Source organism: Sodalinema gerasimenkoae IPPAS B-353, from assembly GCF_009846485.1.
Lineage (GTDB): Bacteria > Cyanobacteriota > Cyanobacteriia > Cyanobacteriales > Geitlerinemataceae > Sodalinema > Sodalinema gerasimenkoae.
This window is the reverse complement of sequence record NZ_ML776472.1, coordinates 2,044,555-2,063,611: the sequence shown is the minus strand read 5'-3', so window position 1 is coordinate 2,063,611 and position 19,057 is coordinate 2,044,555. Positions and strand designations below refer to the sequence as shown.

The 19,057-nt window shown below is 51.9% G+C and carries 12 protein-coding genes and 1 pseudogene; 2 read left to right on the top strand and 11 right to left on the bottom strand.

The features are described 5' to 3' along the window. Positions 1 to 2 precede the first annotated feature (2 nt). The 3 genes from L855_RS08925 to L855_RS08915 form a co-directional block, all read right to left on the bottom strand. Positions 3 to 1,124, bottom strand: a complete 1,122-nt coding sequence (locus L855_RS08925; protein ID WP_159786959.1) for a DUF1822 family protein — start codon at positions 1,122 to 1,124, stop codon at positions 3 to 5. 51 nt (positions 1,125 to 1,175) lie between these two features. Continuing rightward, positions 1,176 to 2,537, bottom strand: a complete 1,362-nt coding sequence (locus tag L855_RS08920; protein WP_159786956.1) for a hypothetical protein — start codon at positions 2,535 to 2,537, stop codon at positions 1,176 to 1,178. A 205-nt stretch (positions 2,538 to 2,742) separates the two neighbouring features. Beyond that, a complete protein-coding gene (locus L855_RS08915) occupies positions 2,743 to 4,095 on the bottom strand; it encodes an IS200/IS605 family accessory protein TnpB-related protein (protein WP_192925016.1) in 1,353 nt (450 codons plus the stop codon). Between the two features lie 28 nt (positions 4,096 to 4,123). On the opposite strand from L855_RS08915, the gene tnpA reads away from it, so the two are divergent. After that, on the top strand, positions 4,124 to 4,543 hold the full coding sequence (gene tnpA, locus L855_RS08910; RefSeq protein WP_159786953.1) for an IS200/IS605 family transposase: 420 nt from the start codon (positions 4,124 to 4,126) through the stop codon (positions 4,541 to 4,543). A gap of 62 nt (positions 4,544 to 4,605) precedes the next feature. Here tnpA and L855_RS08905 read toward each other — a convergent pair whose 3' ends face one another. The 4 genes and pseudogenes from L855_RS08905 to L855_RS08890 form a co-directional block, all read right to left on the bottom strand. Next, the gene (locus L855_RS08905) at positions 4,606 to 5,898 is read right to left on the bottom strand and encodes a tetratricopeptide repeat protein (RefSeq protein ID WP_159786950.1); all 1,293 of its coding nucleotides are present in this window, start codon (positions 5,896 to 5,898) and stop codon (positions 4,606 to 4,608) included. A 392-nt stretch (positions 5,899 to 6,290) separates the two neighbouring features. Next, positions 6,291 to 7,583: a tetratricopeptide repeat protein gene (locus tag L855_RS22200; protein WP_159786947.1), complete on the bottom strand. Its 1,293-nt coding sequence runs from the start codon at positions 7,581 to 7,583 to the stop codon at positions 6,291 to 6,293. A gap of 60 nt (positions 7,584 to 7,643) precedes the next feature. Then, positions 7,644 to 8,624: pseudogene (locus L855_RS22390) on the bottom strand (CHAT domain-containing protein); the annotation flags it as partial. A 27-nt stretch (positions 8,625 to 8,651) separates the two neighbouring features. Beyond that, positions 8,652 to 12,071, bottom strand: a complete 3,420-nt coding sequence (locus L855_RS08890) for a tetratricopeptide repeat protein (protein ID WP_159786941.1) — start codon at positions 12,069 to 12,071, stop codon at positions 8,652 to 8,654. A 289-nt stretch (positions 12,072 to 12,360) separates the two neighbouring features. Here L855_RS08890 and L855_RS08885 point away from each other — a divergent pair, with 289 nt between their 5' ends. Further along, positions 12,361 to 13,152, top strand: coding sequence for a putative hydro-lyase (locus L855_RS08885; protein WP_159786938.1), 792 nt, complete (start codon positions 12,361 to 12,363; stop codon positions 13,150 to 13,152). Between the two features lie 509 nt (positions 13,153 to 13,661). On the opposite strand, the gene L855_RS21755 is transcribed toward L855_RS08885, so the two are convergent. The 4 genes from L855_RS21755 to L855_RS08870 form a co-directional block, all read right to left on the bottom strand. Further along, positions 13,662 to 14,984, bottom strand: coding sequence for a CHAT domain-containing protein (locus L855_RS21755; RefSeq protein ID WP_246198777.1), 1,323 nt, complete (start codon positions 14,982 to 14,984; stop codon positions 13,662 to 13,664). Positions 14,985 to 15,037: 53 nt separating this feature from the next. Beyond that, a complete protein-coding gene (locus L855_RS21750) occupies positions 15,038 to 17,002 on the bottom strand; it encodes a tetratricopeptide repeat protein (protein WP_246198776.1) in 1,965 nt (654 codons plus the stop codon). A 567-nt stretch (positions 17,003 to 17,569) separates the two neighbouring features. Continuing rightward, on the bottom strand, positions 17,570 to 18,412 hold the full coding sequence (locus L855_RS08875) for a tetratricopeptide repeat protein (RefSeq protein WP_159786935.1): 843 nt from the start codon (positions 18,410 to 18,412) through the stop codon (positions 17,570 to 17,572). A gap of 57 nt (positions 18,413 to 18,469) precedes the next feature. Then, a complete protein-coding gene (locus tag L855_RS08870; RefSeq protein ID WP_159786932.1) occupies positions 18,470 to 18,928 on the bottom strand; it encodes a hypothetical protein in 459 nt (152 codons plus the stop codon). Positions 18,929 to 19,057 lie beyond the last annotated feature (129 nt).

Here is a 19,057-nt window from a genome sequence, read left to right as displayed (position 1 = left end):
GGTCACGTCTCAAAGGTAAAGGAGGGCAACGTCAGGGAGGTTCCGTCGCCGGAGATGATACTCACTGTAAATTGCTCGTCCATGCGACCGATGACTTGAGTATAGAGGTACACCTCTCCTGAGTCTTCGTCTAAAGTTTGACGAACCAACACCGAGGTCTCATCCTGCACAATCAATTGAGTTCCCGGTTCGAGGGGTTCCCCAGGCCGGGGTCCGAGGAAGAGACACAAGGACCATTCTGGAGAATAGTGGGAGTCAAAGACCTTCCAAATCAGGGCATACAAGCGACCTGGGAGTCCCTGGTGATGTAGCTCCTGATAGGCGCCTCGGGCCGTGTCGGGAATCATCACCCCCTGTTGTTCCAAGTCTCGGAGTAAGGTTTCGAGTTCTTCGGCGGGGGTTTGCACTGACATCAACTGATGGGAGGTGGCCAGGGGAGGCAGCAACGTCCAGTGAAACCGCTCGGCCACCCTATCGAGTTGGTCTCGCAGCCAATCGCGCACATTCAGGGTTGGCTGGGGACATAGACAACGAGAGGTAACCCGAGTCTCAGCATTGAGAGTTTCCAGAGTCTCGGGATTAAGACAATGTAGATACAGCAAGAGGTCTTCGGGAGAAAGGTCCCATTCCTCCAGGGGTACGTGATAATGACCTTTACGGCTGAGGGCTAGGTTGCCTGACTCTTTCAAGCTCACCAGGCGATCGCGACGCAATCCCGCCAAGATTCTAACTTGATCGGCTTCCTCCTGCACGTCTGCCAAGATATAGAGATGGGCGAAGTTGAGAGGGTCTTTTAGGGTATAGCGGGGAATGGAGATTAAACCATCACTGAGGCTCCCTTGGACCACTAGACAGAGGCGAAATCCTTTGACCTGACAGTTCACCCCAGGCTTGGGTGGACGCTCATGACTGTAATCAAGAGGTAAGGCCTCAGCGCCTTGGTCGAGCCATTGTTGTAATCCCTTAATTGCCATGGCTCGTAGAAAACAAAACCATTGGTGGTCTGTATCGACTTCGTCTTGACAGACTTCAACCGCCCAATTCACAGCTCCAGTGGTCAGATGAACGGTTGTTCCTTGATCCGGGTCAAGGTCGAGAAGTTGGCAGTGGCTAGAGTAAGTCATAATGACATTGAGTAAGGAGAAAGAACGCAAGGTTTGATCGCAATAGACCCACTACTTAAAACGCTGGCGCAAGGGACAGATGGCATGGCACAAGGCAACATTAAAGCGACTCGCCTGTTGGCAAGGTTTCGCTGCTTGAGTTTGAGCAGCTGATTCGGCGATCATCTCATCCACCAGTTCAGTGAGTAGGGTTTCCAGGGTTTGGTCAATGGCGTGAATCCGCTCAATTGGGATATATTTGAGGGCTTCTTGAGTGAGTCGTTGATAGAGTTGGCTAATCAGGAGATGGCGCACCTCCGCTCTTAGGCGTTTGAGGTTCAGAAGTCGCGTCACTTGGACTTGGGATGTGAGTCCAATTTTTGGCGCAATTTCGGTCATGGAAAGACCCTGACATTGGGATAGGTGTAGTGCCTCTAGATAGGCCCTATCGCGTCCCTGTTTGCGACGACGAAGTCTCTCCAGATTCGCTTTCAGGACTTGGGCGATCGCCCCCGCCAGGGTTTCTTTAAGGGCTTGTCGATAGGCGCTTAAAAAGCCTTCCGACTCATCCTCAATCGTCCCCCAATTACCGGGTTGTTGCCCCACTAAGGTTTCTAGTTCTTGTTCATCTTGCGGTTGGTAGAAGCGGGGATTACCACCACGAACATGAACACGATACTCTCGTAATTGGCTAGCAAGGTGTTTCAGTCGTTTGAGTACGACTGCACTAGAAACCGTGGGGTACATCTGTTGTAATTGCTCCTCTGTAGGAGGCTGGCAGTGTCCCCGGTGACCAAGACGTCGTTGCCAGAGGCGATCGCGCCGATAGACAGCTTGATACTGTTGTAACAACTTCAGCGCCTGATCGATTTCATTCTGGCTACAAAGATGATAGTCCTGTAGAATCCGTTGGAGTTGGTCAACATTGGTATCATTGAGAATGGCCCAATCGCTAGCACGATAGATGCCCCTCTCTAACAATAGGCGATTCAGTTCAGGATGGTTGTAGGTCAGTTGACGAGTCCAGGTACTTAAGCTCGACTGGTTGGGGTCATAGCTCTCAAGAATCTCCAAACTAAAGGGACGATAGACTGGAGAACACTTCCCTTCATCATCGAGAACCACGGCCCATAACTCCCGCAATGAGAGTCCGTAATGTTCCCTATAGCGTTGTGCCAGTGTTAGACAAGCCTGGTGAATCTGATGGCTGATGAAGCAACGAAGACTCAACTCAGCCAAGTCCGCATCTTGCTCCTGGCCTCGCCAGCAGCTCCATAACTGCCGTTGAAGTTGGCTATCTGGGTAATCCGGGTCTAGTAGAGCCTGTGGGAAGCGTTCTTGCAGCCAGGCTTGGACTTCTAGGTTGACCTGAATCTGAGACTGACCGGATGACCTCAGACGCATCAGTTGCCAGTAGTAAAAAGCATTATCCATGACGTTGCAAGAAGCGACAGTGGCACAGGTTTGACAGCGACAACCCAGACAGAGTCCCAGAAACGGTTAAGGATAACAGCGGACTGGGTGCAGGCGTTTGGGGATGACGCTCCTGGCTCTGTGCCATTATTAATAGATATTTCTGAGAGGGGTTCTCTTAATGAAGCTCACCCCACCTGCCTTGGGCGAGGTGGGGGTGTCGGTGCTAACCTGAGACTGTATGAGTCCACAGGTCACACAAACAAGCCCAGCTTCTAGGCGAACGCCGAGAACATTGGCTCGAACGTCCCTCACTGTCCTTTCGGCGAGTGAGCTGAAGAATCCCTCGGGCAGCAATATTGAGCGCCCCATTAAGGTCTGCATTGTATCGCTTGCCCGAGGAAAATTTAGCCAGAGCATAGTTTTTGGAGTCTCGTCGCACGACTCCACTGCCGTCATAAGCCAGCTTTGAAGTATAAGCAGCCACGACATCAATGACTTTACCGCCTATCTCTTGCCACTTCATCTCGGTCAAGTCTCGAATCATCCCCTTGAGCCACCCATGAAAGCGTTGGCGTAGGTTAGAGCGTTTTCGCCCCCCCTTAGCCTTCCATCCTTTCAGGTTCTCAAAGACAATGGCATCGGCATTGAACTGTTGGGCAATCTGCACGATACGCTTTGAGACAATCTGCCCAATTTGGCGGTTGATGTGACGACATTTACGGTAGGTATGAGAGCAGAAGCCTTTCTGAAGACTTCCACCGTTCCCCATCGTCTTACTAGCTCGTTTAGATACTGATTTCAGTCGTTTATCCCGACGGTCTATGTCTCTCCCCGGGTGAATAAAGTCACGGTGGATTACAGTGCCGTCAAAATTCACGACTGCCACAGTAGCGGTGGTGTTGATACCCAGGTCAACACTGACAACCCGACCCTCTCCCTGCCGTTTATGTGGATGACACTCAAAGGGAACTGAGAGGTGACAAGCCCTTGTAGGCTCATCAAAAATAAGGGATGGCGACCGTAGCTTGTTGCTATCTACGGTATGCCGTTCTCGCAAGCTGGTTATCCCAACGGTCGTCCAGACCCAATCGGTTCCGTTAAAGACCTTGATTTCGATGCGGTCATAGCCATGGAGTTTATAGCAACCACCCTTATACAGGGTCGGATAACAGCCACTGTTGGGATTGAGGACGGGAGGTTTAGCATCCCGTCGTTGACGAGTTCCCGATTGCCATTCCCGATACCGGGTCATGTAGCTACTGACTTGGCCGGCAGCGAAGACAATCGCGGCCCGTCGGTAGTAGCTGGGGAACTTGTAAAAGGTCTGGTCAAATTGCTGGTATTTGGGGTTGGGGTTCTTGGCGGTTTGGTGAATGAGTTTTTCGACAGCTAGAACCCGTTTTTGACTCGATAACTCGGCTAGAGACGGCCAATGGGTGAAGAGAATCCCCATCAAATGCCGACAGAGGCGACGATAGACCCCAACCGTCCGGCTCAGCAGCACCCGCTGGCTGGCTGTCGGGTTAAGAGTCCATGGGTCTGTACGGATGATTGATGTGGGTTTCTGGGTTACCATGGGGTCATGTTAACTCATGGTGACCTCAATGTCAAAAGCTCTAAGGTCTTTCGCTCACACGGTTGCAAGCATCAAGATTCATATAGTGTTTGTCACAAAATACCGTCATCCCGTCATCTCTGGGGAGATAGAACAGGACATGATCGAGCTTTGTCGGAGCATCTGCGAGAAGAATGATTGTCTCCTAGAAGAGGCGAAGGCAGATTTAGGGACTAATGACCATATTCATTTATTGGTTGACCTAGCTCCTAAGGTCTCTATTTCTAAGCTCTGTAATACGATGAAGACCGTCACCAGCCGCGAAATCAGGAAGCGTTTTGTGCGACAATTGAAACCGTACTATGGTCGTCCGGTTTTTTGGAAGCGTGGATTTAGTGCCGTTTCGGCCGGTGGAGCCTCATTGGATGTCCTCAAAGCTTACATAGAGGGGCAAGGCTACGATGATTAACCTTACCGCTCCTTGACCCCCACCTGTTGACACGAGGTGGGGGAATGCGTCGCTATTTTTGTTCAAATTGAGTTCTTGAGCAACATTGTATTGTCCAGTCCTTCCTGATTTCCCTGGAGTTCGTACAACCGAGCAGCTTCCTCAAAACTGGCTTGTGCAGCTGTCTCGTCGGACAATTCTCGATAGCCTAAACCGAGACGATAATGGGCATCAGCAAAGTTGGGATCTAACTCGATGATACGCTCATAATCCTCAATAGCTGCCTCTAACTCGCCAATATCCTCATAGATTGAGGCGCGGAGGGAGTATTGAGGGACATTAGTCGGATCAAGGGCAATGGCTTGGGTGAGATCGGCGATCGCCTCATCCTGTTGTCCCAGGCGACTATGATCTAAGCCCCGATTGAAATAACTCACCCAATCATTGGGATTGAGACGAATGACTTGGGTATAGTCTTCAATGCTTGACTCGTAATCGTCAAAGACACTATAGGTTAAGGCACGGCCGAAGAAAGCTCGCTCGTTGTTGGGATTAGCGCGAATGGCTTGAGTATAGTCTTCAATAGCACTGTCTTGGTCTCGGAGGGCCCGGAAGGCAAAACCGCGATTGGTGTAGTAAATGGACGCTTGGGCCGGGTCGAGGGATAAGGCACGGGTGAAATCCTCGATCGCGTCTTCCTGTCGTCCTAAACGAGAGAACGCTTGACCCCGCTCATTATAGGCTCCAGCATTACGAGAATCTTGCCGCAATACATCCGTGGTCTCGCGAATGGTATCTTGAATGGTCTGAAAATCGTCATTCGTGAGAAAGTCATTGTCATTCAATTGCAGTCCAGGGGTTTGTAGAATCGACAAGGCGGCCCCATCTTGCAAAATCAGAGTCCCAGCGACGGTATTTTGGATTTGCACATCTGCCAGGGTCACTCCCTCCCGCAGAATCATCTTGTCTCGTCCCACGCTGAAATCAGTAATCACATCCCGGTCATCGGCAGAGGGAGCGACAATAAATTGATTAGACCCTCCGCCACCGGTGAGGGTATCAAAGCCGCGATCGCCCGAGAGGATATCATTCCCCTCCCCGCCGACGAGATAATCATCCCCCTGACCGCCGAAAATCGTATCATCCCCAGCACCACCAATAATGGTGTCATCGCCTTCATTGCCGAATAATACCCGTCCCACATCATTATTGACCAGGTAGTCATCACCCTCCAAAAGGGCGATCGCATCCGTCAGCGGGGAACTTTGTAATCGATTGAGTTTGTCCCCCGATAAATCATCCATAAAAATCGTATCATTGCCCGACGTTGCCAAACCAAAATCAAAACCATCTCCACTAATAATATCGAGAACCATGATTGATACTCCCTGTGAGTGTGTTCTGATTTAATATATGTCTGGAGTATCAGAGCTTATTCATTTTTATCTGCATTTTTTGGGCTAATTTTAACTCTATAAACCCCGTAGGGGCAATCCCTCGTGGTTGCCCAAAACCCCGTAGGGGCAATCCCTTGTGGTTGCCCAAAACACCCTAGGAGCAATCCCTTGTGGTTGCCCAAAATACCGTAGGGGCAATCCCTTGTGGTTGCCCAAAATACCGTAGGGGCAATCCCTTGTGGTTGCCCAAAACCCCGTAGGGGCAATCCCTTGTGGTTGCCCAAAACCCCGTAGGGGCAATCCCTTGTGGTTGCCCAAAACACCCTAGGAGCAATCCCTTGTGGTTGCCCAAAACCCCGTAGGGGCAATCCTTAGAGAGTTATCTCCTGAGCAACATTCAACAATCCCTGCTCATTCCCCTGAATTTCATACAAACGAGCCGCCTCCTCAAAACTAGCTCGTGATGCCCTTAAATTAAAGAACTGTCGATACGTCACTCCCAAATAATAGTGAGCATCCGCATAATTCTCATCCAACTCAATCACCCGTTCAAAATCTTGCACTGCTGCCCTGATATTGCCAGTCTCTTGATAGGTAAGTCCGCGATATAGATAGGGTTGTACACCATCAGGATTGAGGTCAATGGCAGTCGTAAAGTCAGAGCGCGCCTCGTCATACTGTTCGAGTTGAGCATAGGCAACACCGCGATTGAAATAAATCCAATCAACATCCGGTTGTAAGCGAATCGCCTCAGTGTAATCACGTAGAGCCAATTGGGCTTCATCTAAACCCCAATAAATCCCAGCTCGACCCGCAAAAGCGGAAGCATTCTCAGGATTCGCCTCAATCGCCTGATTATAGTCAGCCAGAGCTTGTTCGCGATCGCCCGACAGGGAGAACGAACGACCTCGATTAGCATAATAAAGCGACGCATTCTCGGGGTCGAGAGAGAGGGCGATGGTAAAATCATCGATCGCCTCCGAATGTCGTCCCAAATAAGAGAAGGCCTCGCCGCGATCGTTATACAGCAAAGCATTCTCAGGATCTTCGAGTAGCATCTGATTCGTAGAAGCAATGAAGCTTTGGGTAGATGCCAAAACTTCACTGTTCAAAAGGTCTCCCTCAGACAACAGAACACGACGGTCTAACATAACCGCCAGCGGCATACCATCTTGGAGGATTAAACTCGGACCCGTGAGCGGATTTTGGATTTGAAGATTATCCAACGAGACATCATTGGGGACGAAAATTTTATCCTGACCTCCCGTAAAATCCGTAATCACATCCCGGTTCGCTGGAGAATCAGCCAAAACAAACCAATCCGAGCCATCCCCACCGGTGAGCGTATCCAACCCCTCCCCTCCCCAAAGGATATCGTTACCCGGTCCCCCAATCAGAGAATCATTCCCAGCACCGCCTGAAATCGAATCATCCCCAGCACCGCCAACAATCGTGTCATTCCCCGGTCCCCCCAAGAGCCATCGTCCCACATCATTGTTTTCCAGATAGTTATCCCCATCCACGAGATAGATCACATCCGTCAGAGGCGAACTCTGGAGGCGATCGAGTTGCTCCGGCGGCAAATCAGCCATAATAATCACATCATCCCCAGACGTAGCAAAACCAAAATCGAAGCCATCCCAAGTCACGATATCCAGAACCATCACTGATACTCCCTACGAGTTTCTACTGATTAGATGTATTTCTGGAGCCTCAGAGCTTATTCACCTTTCCGTAAAATCATCCATAGGCGTCCACTGCCCCGAAAACAGAAACGACGCCCAATAATAGGGATGCTTCCCCCGAGCGAGCCAGTCCAACTGCACCTCCCGCAACGCCTCACTCCGTCCCTCCCCTGCCAACAACCGTTGATAATAATCCCCCATCAAATCCGCCGTCTCCTCATCCGCAACCTTCCACAAACTCATCAACTGACTCTCGGCCCCGGCCATGACAAACGCTCGCCGCAAGCCATAAACCCCCTCACCATTAGCCACATCCCCCACTCCCGTCTCACAAGCACTCATCACCACCAAACGAGTGCCCCGCAAATCCAACCCCACCACTTCCAGAGCCGTCAACACTCCATCTTCTCCCTCACTATCTCGGCTATTAAACCCAGCCAAGGCCAACCCCGAGCGCAGCAGAGGATTCTCACTACTGGTAGGACGGTTACTGGGAGGAAGGAACCAATCCCCCAGTGGTCTAGCTGTAACTAACTCAATCTCCCCCCGAGTGAAATCCCTCAGAGGCTGAGGGGGGACAAACTCCACATCCTGGAGGAAGAAACCATGAGTCGCTAAATGGAGAATACTGGGAGCCTGAACCTGTTTGAGAGCATTCTCCGTCGCCTCCATCTCCGTGAGAACGATGGGATTGTCCAGCAGAGGTGCAATAGCATCCACCTCCCGCTGAGTCCCCGGCAGTTCTCCAAACTGTAAATCCTCTATCTCCATTGACCGTTGAGACTCTCCCCGAGTTGCACTGGCCACCTGCGTCACGGCAGAAGTATCAGCATCATCATAATTAGGATTGGCAAACAACACGGGTGGTTGACGACTGGGACGGGGATATTGCAGTCGTAACAAGTCCCGTCCCGTGGTCAAATGAGTCAACTGATAGGATTCCACCAGATAACGATTCTCCTCATCCACCAGTGCCGCAAAGGGAATCAAGTTGAGTTGACCATCAGGGGACAGGAGTAGATGAGACCGTAGAGGCTCCTCTCCTGCTTACCCTCGGTAGTCGTTCACATCGAGTTGTCGTCCTGTAGTTTGAACTCGTTGCTCGGAGTTGGGGACGCGAGTGGCATTGAGGAAGGCGAAAGCGGCATTGTCGATAGTGTTGGCATCTCCTAAGTCCACCCATTGGGGGTTGCCGGAAGAATGGAGGATATAGGCGGCGTAGCGGGGCGTTCGCCAACCTTGGGACCAGGGACGATATTGCACCAGTTCTACCAACGCCGCATCAGTAGGAATTAGGGCCTGAACTGCCTCAATTTCCACCGGTTCCGTTGTCACTCGGAACTCGGCACTACGACGAGATAGGTCATCTTCCAACTGTTCCACCCGTTGACGGAGGGTGTCTATCTCAGAGCGATAAATGTCAGGGTCTTGGTTCCCTAAACCGGCATAGAGGCGAGTCGCGAGTTGAGTTTGGGCATTGGTGTACTCGTCCAGAAGGGGAGCGAGTTCGGGGCTGAGGTTATCTCGCAAGAGTTGTTGCGTCTCAGTCACGGCATCAAGGATGCGTCCTTTGCGGCGTAGGATAGTGGTTAGGGCGAGATGTACTGCTTTCGGATGGTCTGGGGCATCTTGAAGATGGAGGGAGACAGTTAAGTGAGTTGTGCCGGTTAGGGTGGCAATATAAGCTTGTTTACGAGCTTCTGAACCGGTAGCGAGATTCTGGACTAGGTTAGTTTCTTCAATCTGTAAGCCTCGTTGGAGAAAACTTAAACTTTGTGATGTGTCCTCTTGGACTTGGTAGAGTGCGGCCAAGTTACTGAGACTAGTTGCGACGAGGGGGTGAGACTCTCCCAGGGCAGTTTCTAGGATTTCTAGGGACCGGAGGTAGAGAGGTTCGGCGGCATGATAATTTCCCTGGTCACTGTAGAGTACAGCCAAATTATTGAGGCTGGAGGCAACAGAGGGGTGAGACTCTCCCAGGGCGAGTTCATAAATTTCCAGGGACTGGAGGAAGAGAGGTTCGGCAGCATGATAGTTTCCCTGGTCACTGTAGAGTTGAGCCAAATTATTGAGGCTGGAGGCAACATCAGGATGAGACTCTCCCAGGGCAGTTTCTCGGATTTCTAGGGACTGGAGGTAGAGAGGTTCGGCGGCATGATAGTTTCCCTGGTTACTGTAAAGTTGAGCCAAATTATTGAGGCTGGAGGCAACATCAGGATGAGACTCTCCCAGGGCGTTTTTTAGGATTTCCAGGGACTGGAGGAAGAGAGGTTCGGCAGCATGATAGTTTCCCTGGGCAAGGTAGAGTCCTGCCAAGTTATTGAGGCTGGAGGCGACAGAAGGGTGAGACTCTCCCAGGGCGGTTTCTCGGATTTCCAGGGACCGGAGGTAGAGGGGTTCGGCGGCATGATAGTTTCCCTGGTTACTGTAGAGTGCAGCCAAATTATTGAGGCTGGTGGCGACATCAGGATGAGACTCTCCCAGGGCAGATTCATAAATTTCCAGGGCCCGGAGGTAGAGAGGTTCGGCAGCATGATAGTTTCCTTGGTTACTGTAGAGTCCTGCCAAATTATTGAGGCTTTGGGCAACAGAGGGGTGAGACTCTCCCAGGGCGGTTTCTCGGATTTCCAGGGACCGGAGGTAGAGGGGTTCGGCGGCATCATAGTTTCCCTGGTCACTGTAGAGTTGAGCCAAATTATTGAGGCTTTGGGCAACAGAGGGGTGAGACTCTCCCAGGGCGGTTTTTAGGATTTCTAGGGACTGGAGGAAGAGAGGTTCGGCGGCATGATAGTTTCCCTGGACTTGGTAGAGTTGAGCCAAATTATTGAGGCTTTGGGCAACAGAGGGGTGAGACTCTCCCAGGGCAGTTTCTCGGATTTCTAGGGACCGGAGGTAGAGAGGTTCGGCGGCATGATAATTTCCCTGGTCACTGTAGAGTGCAGCCAAATTATTGAGGCTTTGGGCAACAGAGGGGTGAGACTCTCCCAGGGCGGTTTCTCGGATTTCCAGGGACCGGAGGAAGAGAGGTTCGGCAGCACTGTAGTTTCCCTGGGCAAGGTAGAGTCCTGCCAAGTTATTGAGGCTGGAGGCGACAGAAGGGTGAGACTCTCCCAGGGCGGTTTCTCGGATTTCCAGGGACCGGAGGTAGAGGGGTTCGGCGGCATCATAGTTTCCCTGGTCTCGGTAGAGTTGAGCCAAATTATTGAGGCTGGTGGCGACAGAGGGGTGAGACTCTCCCAGGGCAGTTTCTCGGATTTCTAGGGACCGGAGGAAGAGAGGTTCGGCGGCATTATAGTTTCCCTGGTCATGGTAGAGTTGAGCCAAATTATTGAGGCTTTGGGCGACATGGGGGTGAGTCTCTCCCAGGGCAGTTTCTCGGATTTCCAGGGACTGGAGGAAGATAGGTTCAGCAGCATCATAGTTTCCCTGGTCACGGTAGAGTGCTGCTAAATTATTGAGAGTTGTGGCGACAAGGGGGTGAGACTCTCCCAGCGCCGTTTCTAGAATTTCCAGGGACTGGAGGAAGAGAGGTTCGGCAGCACTGTAGTTTCCCCGGTCATGGTAGAGTAGAGCCAAATTATTGAGGCTTCGGGCAACATTGGGGTGAGTTTCTCCCAGCGCCGTTTCTAGAATTTCCAGGGCCCGGAGGTAGAAAGGTTCGGCGGCATCATAGTTTCCCTGAGCACGGTAGAGTTCTGCCAAATTATTGAGGCTGGTGGCAACAGAGGGGTGAGTCTCTCCCAGGGCGGTTTCATCAATTTCCAGAGACCGGAGGAGGAGAGGTTCGGCGGCGTTATAGTTTCCCTGGCGACGGTAGAGTGCTGCTAAATTGTTGAGGCTTTCGGCAACATCAGGGTGAGACTCTCCCAGAACGGTTTGTCGGATTTCTAGCGCCCGTTGTGCCAAGGATATGGCTTCTTGGTAACGACCTTGCCCCAACAACTGCAAAACCCGTTGGTTCAAATGATAGGCTTCCTCCAATAACCTCGTTTCCTCATCCTCAGCAGCCGTGGCAGGGCGAACCGTCAGATGATAGTTTCCCGTCTCTCCCGGTTGATGGCCATAAACCACAACCCCATAATCACCAGTCCTCGGTAACTCAACCCGCACCGTTTCTTCGCCTGTATTCCTCTCCTCGGGATGGGGGCCAATGATATTCCCTTCCCAATCAACAACCATCCACCCGGCATTGACATCATGGGCGACCAATTCAATTACTAGGACATCTCCAGCAGTTCCCTGAAAGAGGTACATATCGAAAAGACGACTGTCAGACGCCATTTCGCTGTTTTCATCTAATCTCCCCTCAATCACTGGGGGCAATTCCCGGATTTCCGGGGAGGACTGAGCTTGTAAGGAGTCTCGGGACAAGTGCCTGGGGGTCACTCCTGCCCAAACGTCCGGGGTTCCCCAGGTTAGCCAAAGCCCTAGGAGGATGAATAGCTGCCACTGCCACTGTCTGGTCATCAGGGTTTCCTCGTTTTGCCGAACGGTCTTTATTCAATATATGTCTGACGCCCGACCACTTATTCACTGTGCTGAGGGGATTCGCCCGCTCCCATTGGCTCGGGTATTGGGCTTGGCTGCCTGACCCCCGATAGTATAGCCGAAGAATTGTTGGGCAATGTCTTAGTTCTTGGTTTTTCAGCACTCTCTGTTGAGTGTGATAGTACCCCTCTTTAAAATGGACATGAAAGTACGATTCAATGAAATTTATCACTTATAATAAATAAATTCTGAGTTTGGCAGTTCTCACATGCAAGACATCAACTCCTTCAATGCCAGAGAAATTCGTGAGGCTTTTCGAGGGGGGACTCTGTCCCAACCCACTCCGGGTTTAGCGCCAGGGTCTGTCCAAGCCAATTTGGTGATTCTGCCTCAGTCTGATGCTTTCGATTTTTTGTTGTTCTGTACCCGTAACCCTAAACCTTGTCCAATTCTGGATGTGACGGAGGTGGGGGACTGGGAACCTCGACAGGTGGCTCCTGGGGCGGATTTACGCACGGATGTTCCTCTCTATCGGGTTTGGAAATCTGGAATTCTGGTGGATGAGGTGACCGATATCCGAGACCTCTGGCAAGAGGATTTTGTGGGCTTTCTGTTGGGCTGTTCGTTCTCGTTTGAGGCGGTCATGCTGGCGGCGGGGTTGCCGGTTCGTCATATTGAGGAAGGGAAAAATGTGCCGATGTATCAGACCACAATTCCCTGTCAGTCAGCGGGCCGCTTTTCTGGAAATATGGTGGTTTCGATGCGTCCTTTAACACCGAAACAGGCAATTCAGGCGGTGGAGGTGACGGGGCGCTTTGCGAAGGCCCATGGCGCACCACTGCATTTTGGCAATCCTGAGCGGTTGGGAATTGAGAATATCAATGCTCCTGATTTTGGTGAGGCGGTGACGATTCGTGAGGATGAAATTCCGGTGTTTTGGGCTTGTGGGGTAACGCCACAGTTGGCGATTATGAAAAGTCACCCAGAATTGGCGATTACTCATGCCCCTGGCTATATGTTTATTACGGATGTTCGAGATGAGGAGTTGACGTTTTCTTGATAGGAAATAGGGAACAGGGAGAATCCACCCCTAACGTCTCCCAGGAGGAGAGACATAACGTGGAATAAATCCTGTCTGGTTGCCCGGCAGGAGGCCTCACTCGTCCGTCACCAGACCGTAATTCTTCGCAGCCTCTAACCCAATGTCTGGAAGCTTACAAAACGTGAGTTCGGGTCAAGCCGAACTCACGTTAAACTAAGCATGGGGGAAGCTAGCTGAATGAATTGAACACTTTTTAGCTTATACGGCTTCTCCCTTTCTTGAGCTGACTCGGCTGTCAATAAGTTCGGCTGTTGACAATAGACGCAACCAACCGGCTTGTTGCGAATCACAAGTCGGCATCATGTCGGACCAGATTGGCTGAACTCTTTACTGGACAAGAGTTTTAGTTGTTTAGCTTATCCCGAACTCAGGTGTTGTTTAGCTTATCCCGAACTCAGGTGAGGTTATTCACTTCCTCCGCTTAGTACCTACCCGATTGAGTATAGGAGAGTGCATCAGCGAGGAGATTACTCTATCGGCGTCCACTGCCCCGAAAACAGGAACGAGGCCCAATAATAGGGATGCGCCCCCCGACTGAGCCAGTCTAACTGCACTTCCCGCAACGCCTCACTCCGTCCCTCCCCTACCAACAACCGTTGATAATAATCCCCCATCAAATCCGCCGTCTCCTCATCCGCCACCTTCCACAAACTCATCAACTGACTCTCGGCCCCGGCCATCACAAAGGCTCGCCGCAAGCCATAAACCCCCTCACCATTAGCCACATCCCCCACTCCCGTCTCACAAGCACTCATCACCACCAAACGAGTCCCCCGCAAATCCAACCCCACCGCTTCCAGGGCTGTCAACACTCCATCTTCTCCCTCACTGTCTCGGGTATTAAACCCAGCAAATGCCAACCCAGAGCGCAGCAGAGGATTCTCACTACTGCGGGGACGGTCACTGGGCGGTGCATTATGGAGACTCCAATCCGTCACCAGTTCAATCTCGCCCCGAGTGAAATCCGTCCTAGGCTGAGGCGGTACAAACTCCACATCCTGGAGAAAGAAACCATGAGTCGCCAGATGGAGAATACTGGGAGCCTGAACCTGTTTGAGAGCATTTTCCGTCGCCTCCGCCTCCGTGAGAATTATGGGATTATCAAGTAGCGGAGCAATGGCCTCCACCTCCCGCTGAGTCCCCGGCAGTTCTCCAAACCGCAAATCCTCTATCTCCATAGACCGTTGAGACTCTCCCCGACTGGCCTGTGCCACCTGCGCCACGGCAGAGGTATCGGCATCATCATAATCAGGATTGGCAAACAACACGGGCGGTTGACGACTGGGACGGGGATTTTGCAGTCGTAACAAGTCTCGTCCGGTGGTCAAATGAGTTAACTGATAGGATTCCACCAGATAACGATTCTCCTCATCCACCAATGCGGCAAAGGGAATCAAGTTAAGTTGACTATCAGGAGAGAGTAGCAGACGAGTAGCATCTCCCAGTAGAGGACGAATGGGAGCCATCAGCAACTCATCGAGTTGTCGTCCTGTAGTTTGGACTCGTTGCTCGGAGTTGGGGGAACGAGTGGCATTGAGGAAGGCAAAGGCGGCATTGTCAATCGTCTCGGCATCTCCCAAGTCCACCCACTGGGGTTCACCAGAGGAATGGAGGACATAGGCAGCGTAGCGAAGCGTTCCCCAACCTTGTGACCAGGGACGATATTGCACCAGTTCTACCAACGCCGCATCAGCCGGAATCAGAGCCTGAACCGCCTCGATTTCAACTGGTTCCGTTGCCACTCGGAACTCAGCACTACGACGGGATAAGTCATTTTCCAACTGTTCCACCTGTTGACGGAGTGTGTCTATCTCGGAGCGATAGAGGTCAGGGTCTTGGTTCCCTAAACCGGCATAGAGGCGAGTCGCAAGTTGAGTTTGGGCGTTGGTGTACTCGTCCAGAAGGGGAGTCTACCGGCATAGAGGCGAGTCGCAAGTTGAGTTTGGGCGTTGGTGTACTCGTCCAGAAGGGGAGTCAGTTCGGGGCTGAGATTGTCTCGTAGAAGTTGTTGCGTCTCGGTGACGGCATCGAGGATGCGTCCTTTGCGGCGTAGGACTGTGGTTAGGGCGAGACGTGCTGCTTGGGGATGGTCAGGAGCATCTTGGAGATGGAGGGAGATGGTTCGGTGAGTTGTGCTGGATAAGGTAGCGATATAGGCTTGTTTACGTGCTTCTGAGCCGATGGCGAGATTCTGGGCTAGGTTAGTTTCCTCAATTTCCAAGCCCCGTTGAAGGAAACTGAGGCTTTGAGATGTATCTCCTTGGGCTTGGTAGAGATTTGCCAAATTATGGAGGCTGATAGCGACACTGGGGTGAGACTCTCCCAGGGCAGTTTCTCGGATTTCTAGGGAACGACGCAAGAGCGGTTCGGCCGCACTAGTGTTTCCCTGGTGACGGTAGAGTGAGGCCAAATGACGGAGGCTGTCGGCGACATCAGGGTGATTGGCTTCCAGAGTGGTTTCTCGTATCTCAAGGGAACGACGTAAGAGAGGTTCGGCCGCACTAGTGTTTCCCTGGTTCCAGTAGAGTGAGGCCAAATGACGGAGGCTGGTGGCGACATCGGGGTGAGACTCTCCCAGGTGGGTTTCTTGTATCTCCAGGACACGACGCAAGAGAGGTTCGGCCGCACTATGGTGTCCCTGGTTACGGTAGAGTTGTGCCAAATTATTGAGGCTTTGGGCCGCATCAGGATGATTGGCTCCCAGGGCGGTTTCTAGGATGTCTAGGGACTGACGGTAGAGAGGTTCGGCCGCACTATAGTTTCTCTGGTTCCAGTAAAGTCGAGCCAGATTGTTGAGGCTTTGGGCTACATCGGGATGATTGACTCCCAGTTGAGTTTCACGGATGTCTAGGGCACGATGGTAGAGAGGTTCTGCGGCAGCGTAGTTTCCTTGGTCATGGTAGAGTTGTGCCAAATTATTAAGGCTTTGGGCCACATCGGGATGATTGGCTCCCAGTTGAGTTTCACGGATGTCTAGGGCATGTAGGTAGAGAGGTTCTGCGGCAGCGTAGTTTCTCTGGTCACGATAGAGTTCTGCCAAATTATTAAGGCTTTGGGCCACATCAAGGTGAGACTCTCCCGGGCCGGTTTCCCAGATGTCTAGGGCACGACGCAAGAGAGGTTCCGCCGCACTCGTGTTTCCCTGGTTCCAGTAGAGTCGAGCCAGATTATTGAGGCTTTGGGCCACATCGGGGTGGGACTCTCCTAGGGTGGTTTCTCGGATTTCTAGTGCCTGTTGTGCCAAGGGCATGGCGTCCTCGTAACGACCTTCCCCCAACAACTGCAAAACCTGTTGGTTCAAATAATGAGCTTCGTCCAATACCCTCATTTCCTCAGCATCAGCGGCTGTGGCAGGGCGAACGGTCAGATGATAGTCTCCTGTGTCTCCCTGTTGATGTCCATAGACAATAACGACATAAAGACCAGTCCTCGGTAACTCAACCCGCACTGTTTCTTTGTCCGTTTCCCTCTCCTCAGGGTAGGGGCCAATGAGATTCCACTCCCAATCCCAGACTAACAGCCCGGCATTGACATCATGGGTGACCAATTCAATCACTAGGGCATCTCCAGCAGTTCCCTCAAAGGCGTAACCATTCAAAGGACGACCATCAGCACCCATTTCGCTGTTTTCGTCTAAGTTGCCCTCAATCACCAGGGGCAATTCCCAGATTTGCACGCTGGACTGGGCTTGTAAGGATTCCCTGGGAAACTGCCTGGGGGTCACTCCTGCCAAGACTTCTGGGGTTCCCCAGGTTAGCCAAAGCCCTAAGAGGATGAATAGCCGCCGCTGCCAATGTCTGCTCATCATCGTTTCCTCGTAGTACCAAACGGTTTTAATTCAAAGCATGTCTGACGCCAAACCACTTGTTCACTGTGCTGAGGGGATTCGCCTGTTCCTGCGGTCTCCGGTTTCAGGTCTTGGCCTCTGACCTCCGATATTATAGCCGGTGTTTGGCAATGTCTTGGCTCTAGTTTTTAACGGCTCTATGTTAGGTTTTTCTGACAAAACTTTGTGATTGTTTGGGTAAATAAAAAAGTCTTTATTAGGTATTGTTTGGTTGCAGTGGATGCAAAATATGGGCAGGGCAAACACGGCTCAGCGATCGCTCGCCGGCCACAAGGAATTGCCCCTACGGTTTGGGGTTTTATTTTAATTCAATTTGCTTGTCGGCAGGGCAACCACAAGGGATTTCTGAAGACCCTTGAATCATTTAAAAATGCAAACAAAAATACAGATGTTTATGGTGAGTCAGGGTCTGGGATTATGGTTCTCGCACGCTTCACGATCGCCACTCTGAGGAGCGGAGAATGCAGGATCTCCTGGAGAGAGAACCGTCTATGGACGTCATCCTCTCAACGAGATCCCGCCCCCGTGTTACTCTCCCAAGAGGGACTGTAACTGCTCAAATAAGTCCTGAGCGCGATTTAGACCGGGTTTAATCCGTAAAGCTTGACTCACCGACTCTAGGGCGGTTTTGGTTTCCCCAGCGAAGGCGAGGGAGAGACCGCGATAATACCAAGTCCAAGGATCGCTGGGGTCTAATGCTAATGCCTGATCAAAGGAGGCGATCGCCCCCTCATAGTGTTCAATGGTTCCCAACAGCCAGCCGCGACAATGCCAGATGGAGGCCCATTGGGAATTTAGCCGCAATGCTTCATCAAGGGAGGCTAGGGCTTCTTCATACTGCTCTAATGTCATTAACGAGAGACCTCGGTAATACCAAGCCCAAACAATCTCGGCATCAATCTCTAGGGCGGGGTCATAGGCGTATAAGGCCAACTCCGGTGACCCTTTGGCTTCCCTAGCACGTCCTAATCCTACCCAGGCGTAATAAAGGGTTTTATCGAGGTTCAACGCCTGCTCAAAGGCATCGATCGCCTCCTCATAGCGTTTCAACTCATTCAGGGCAAACCCTCGCCCCATCCAGGCGATCGCAATCCGGGCATCGGCTTCAATCACGCCGTCAAACAGGGTCAGAGCTTCCTCAAAGCGATCGCTCTCAATGTGATGGAACCCTTCACGAATCCAGTCCTCAAAGGACACTACGAACTCATCTTGATACAATTGTGCCACCTTGCGTCCACTTCGCCGCCGCTCAGGTTGAGGTTGCAAGCGCAACAGTTGCGGTTGCGCCGTAATCATAGTCATCGGTGTCATCCCCAAGGAACTCCCTTCCGTGGTTGCGCTGGCCAGTCCCAAGTTTAATCGCAGATTCATGATGGTCGATTCCCCAAGTTGTCGTGCTAATTGTATGTATTTCCACGGATGATACACTTATTCAGATTCAGGTGACACAGAAGGATAAAACGAGGGAACACAGACCAAAATCCGGGTCAGTTGTAACTCCGGGTCTGACGCCACCTCAAACACCGAATCCCCCATCTGCGCCACCTTAGTTGGAAAAGGAGGTGGTAGGCGCCCGGAGCGCCGGGCCAACGTTTCAGGCCCGAAGGAACTGACCCCAAACTCCTGCCAAGCTTCAAGAGTTGAAGACGGACTTAGCATCAGGGGAAAGGTCATCTCCCTAGACTGGCCGGGGCGAACACAGAACAGCATCCCCCGAGAGCCGGAGTAACTCCCCAGTCCCTCATCCTCAACATCGTCTGAACCGGTGGTTTGTTGAGTCGACTGCCCTTCCTGAGCCGAGAGAGGGCGCGACAGTCCTGTCAGCCCCATCAGGGTCATCAAAACCAGGGAACATCCTACGTTGACTCGTCCTAAGCGTCGTTTCATAGTGCATCACCTCAATGTGCCGATTGCCGAAAGAGGGCGACCACAAGGGTTCGCCCCTACGTTGTTTTGTGCCGATTGCCGATCGCCGAAAGAGGGCGACCACAAGGGTTCGCCCCTACGTTGTTTTGT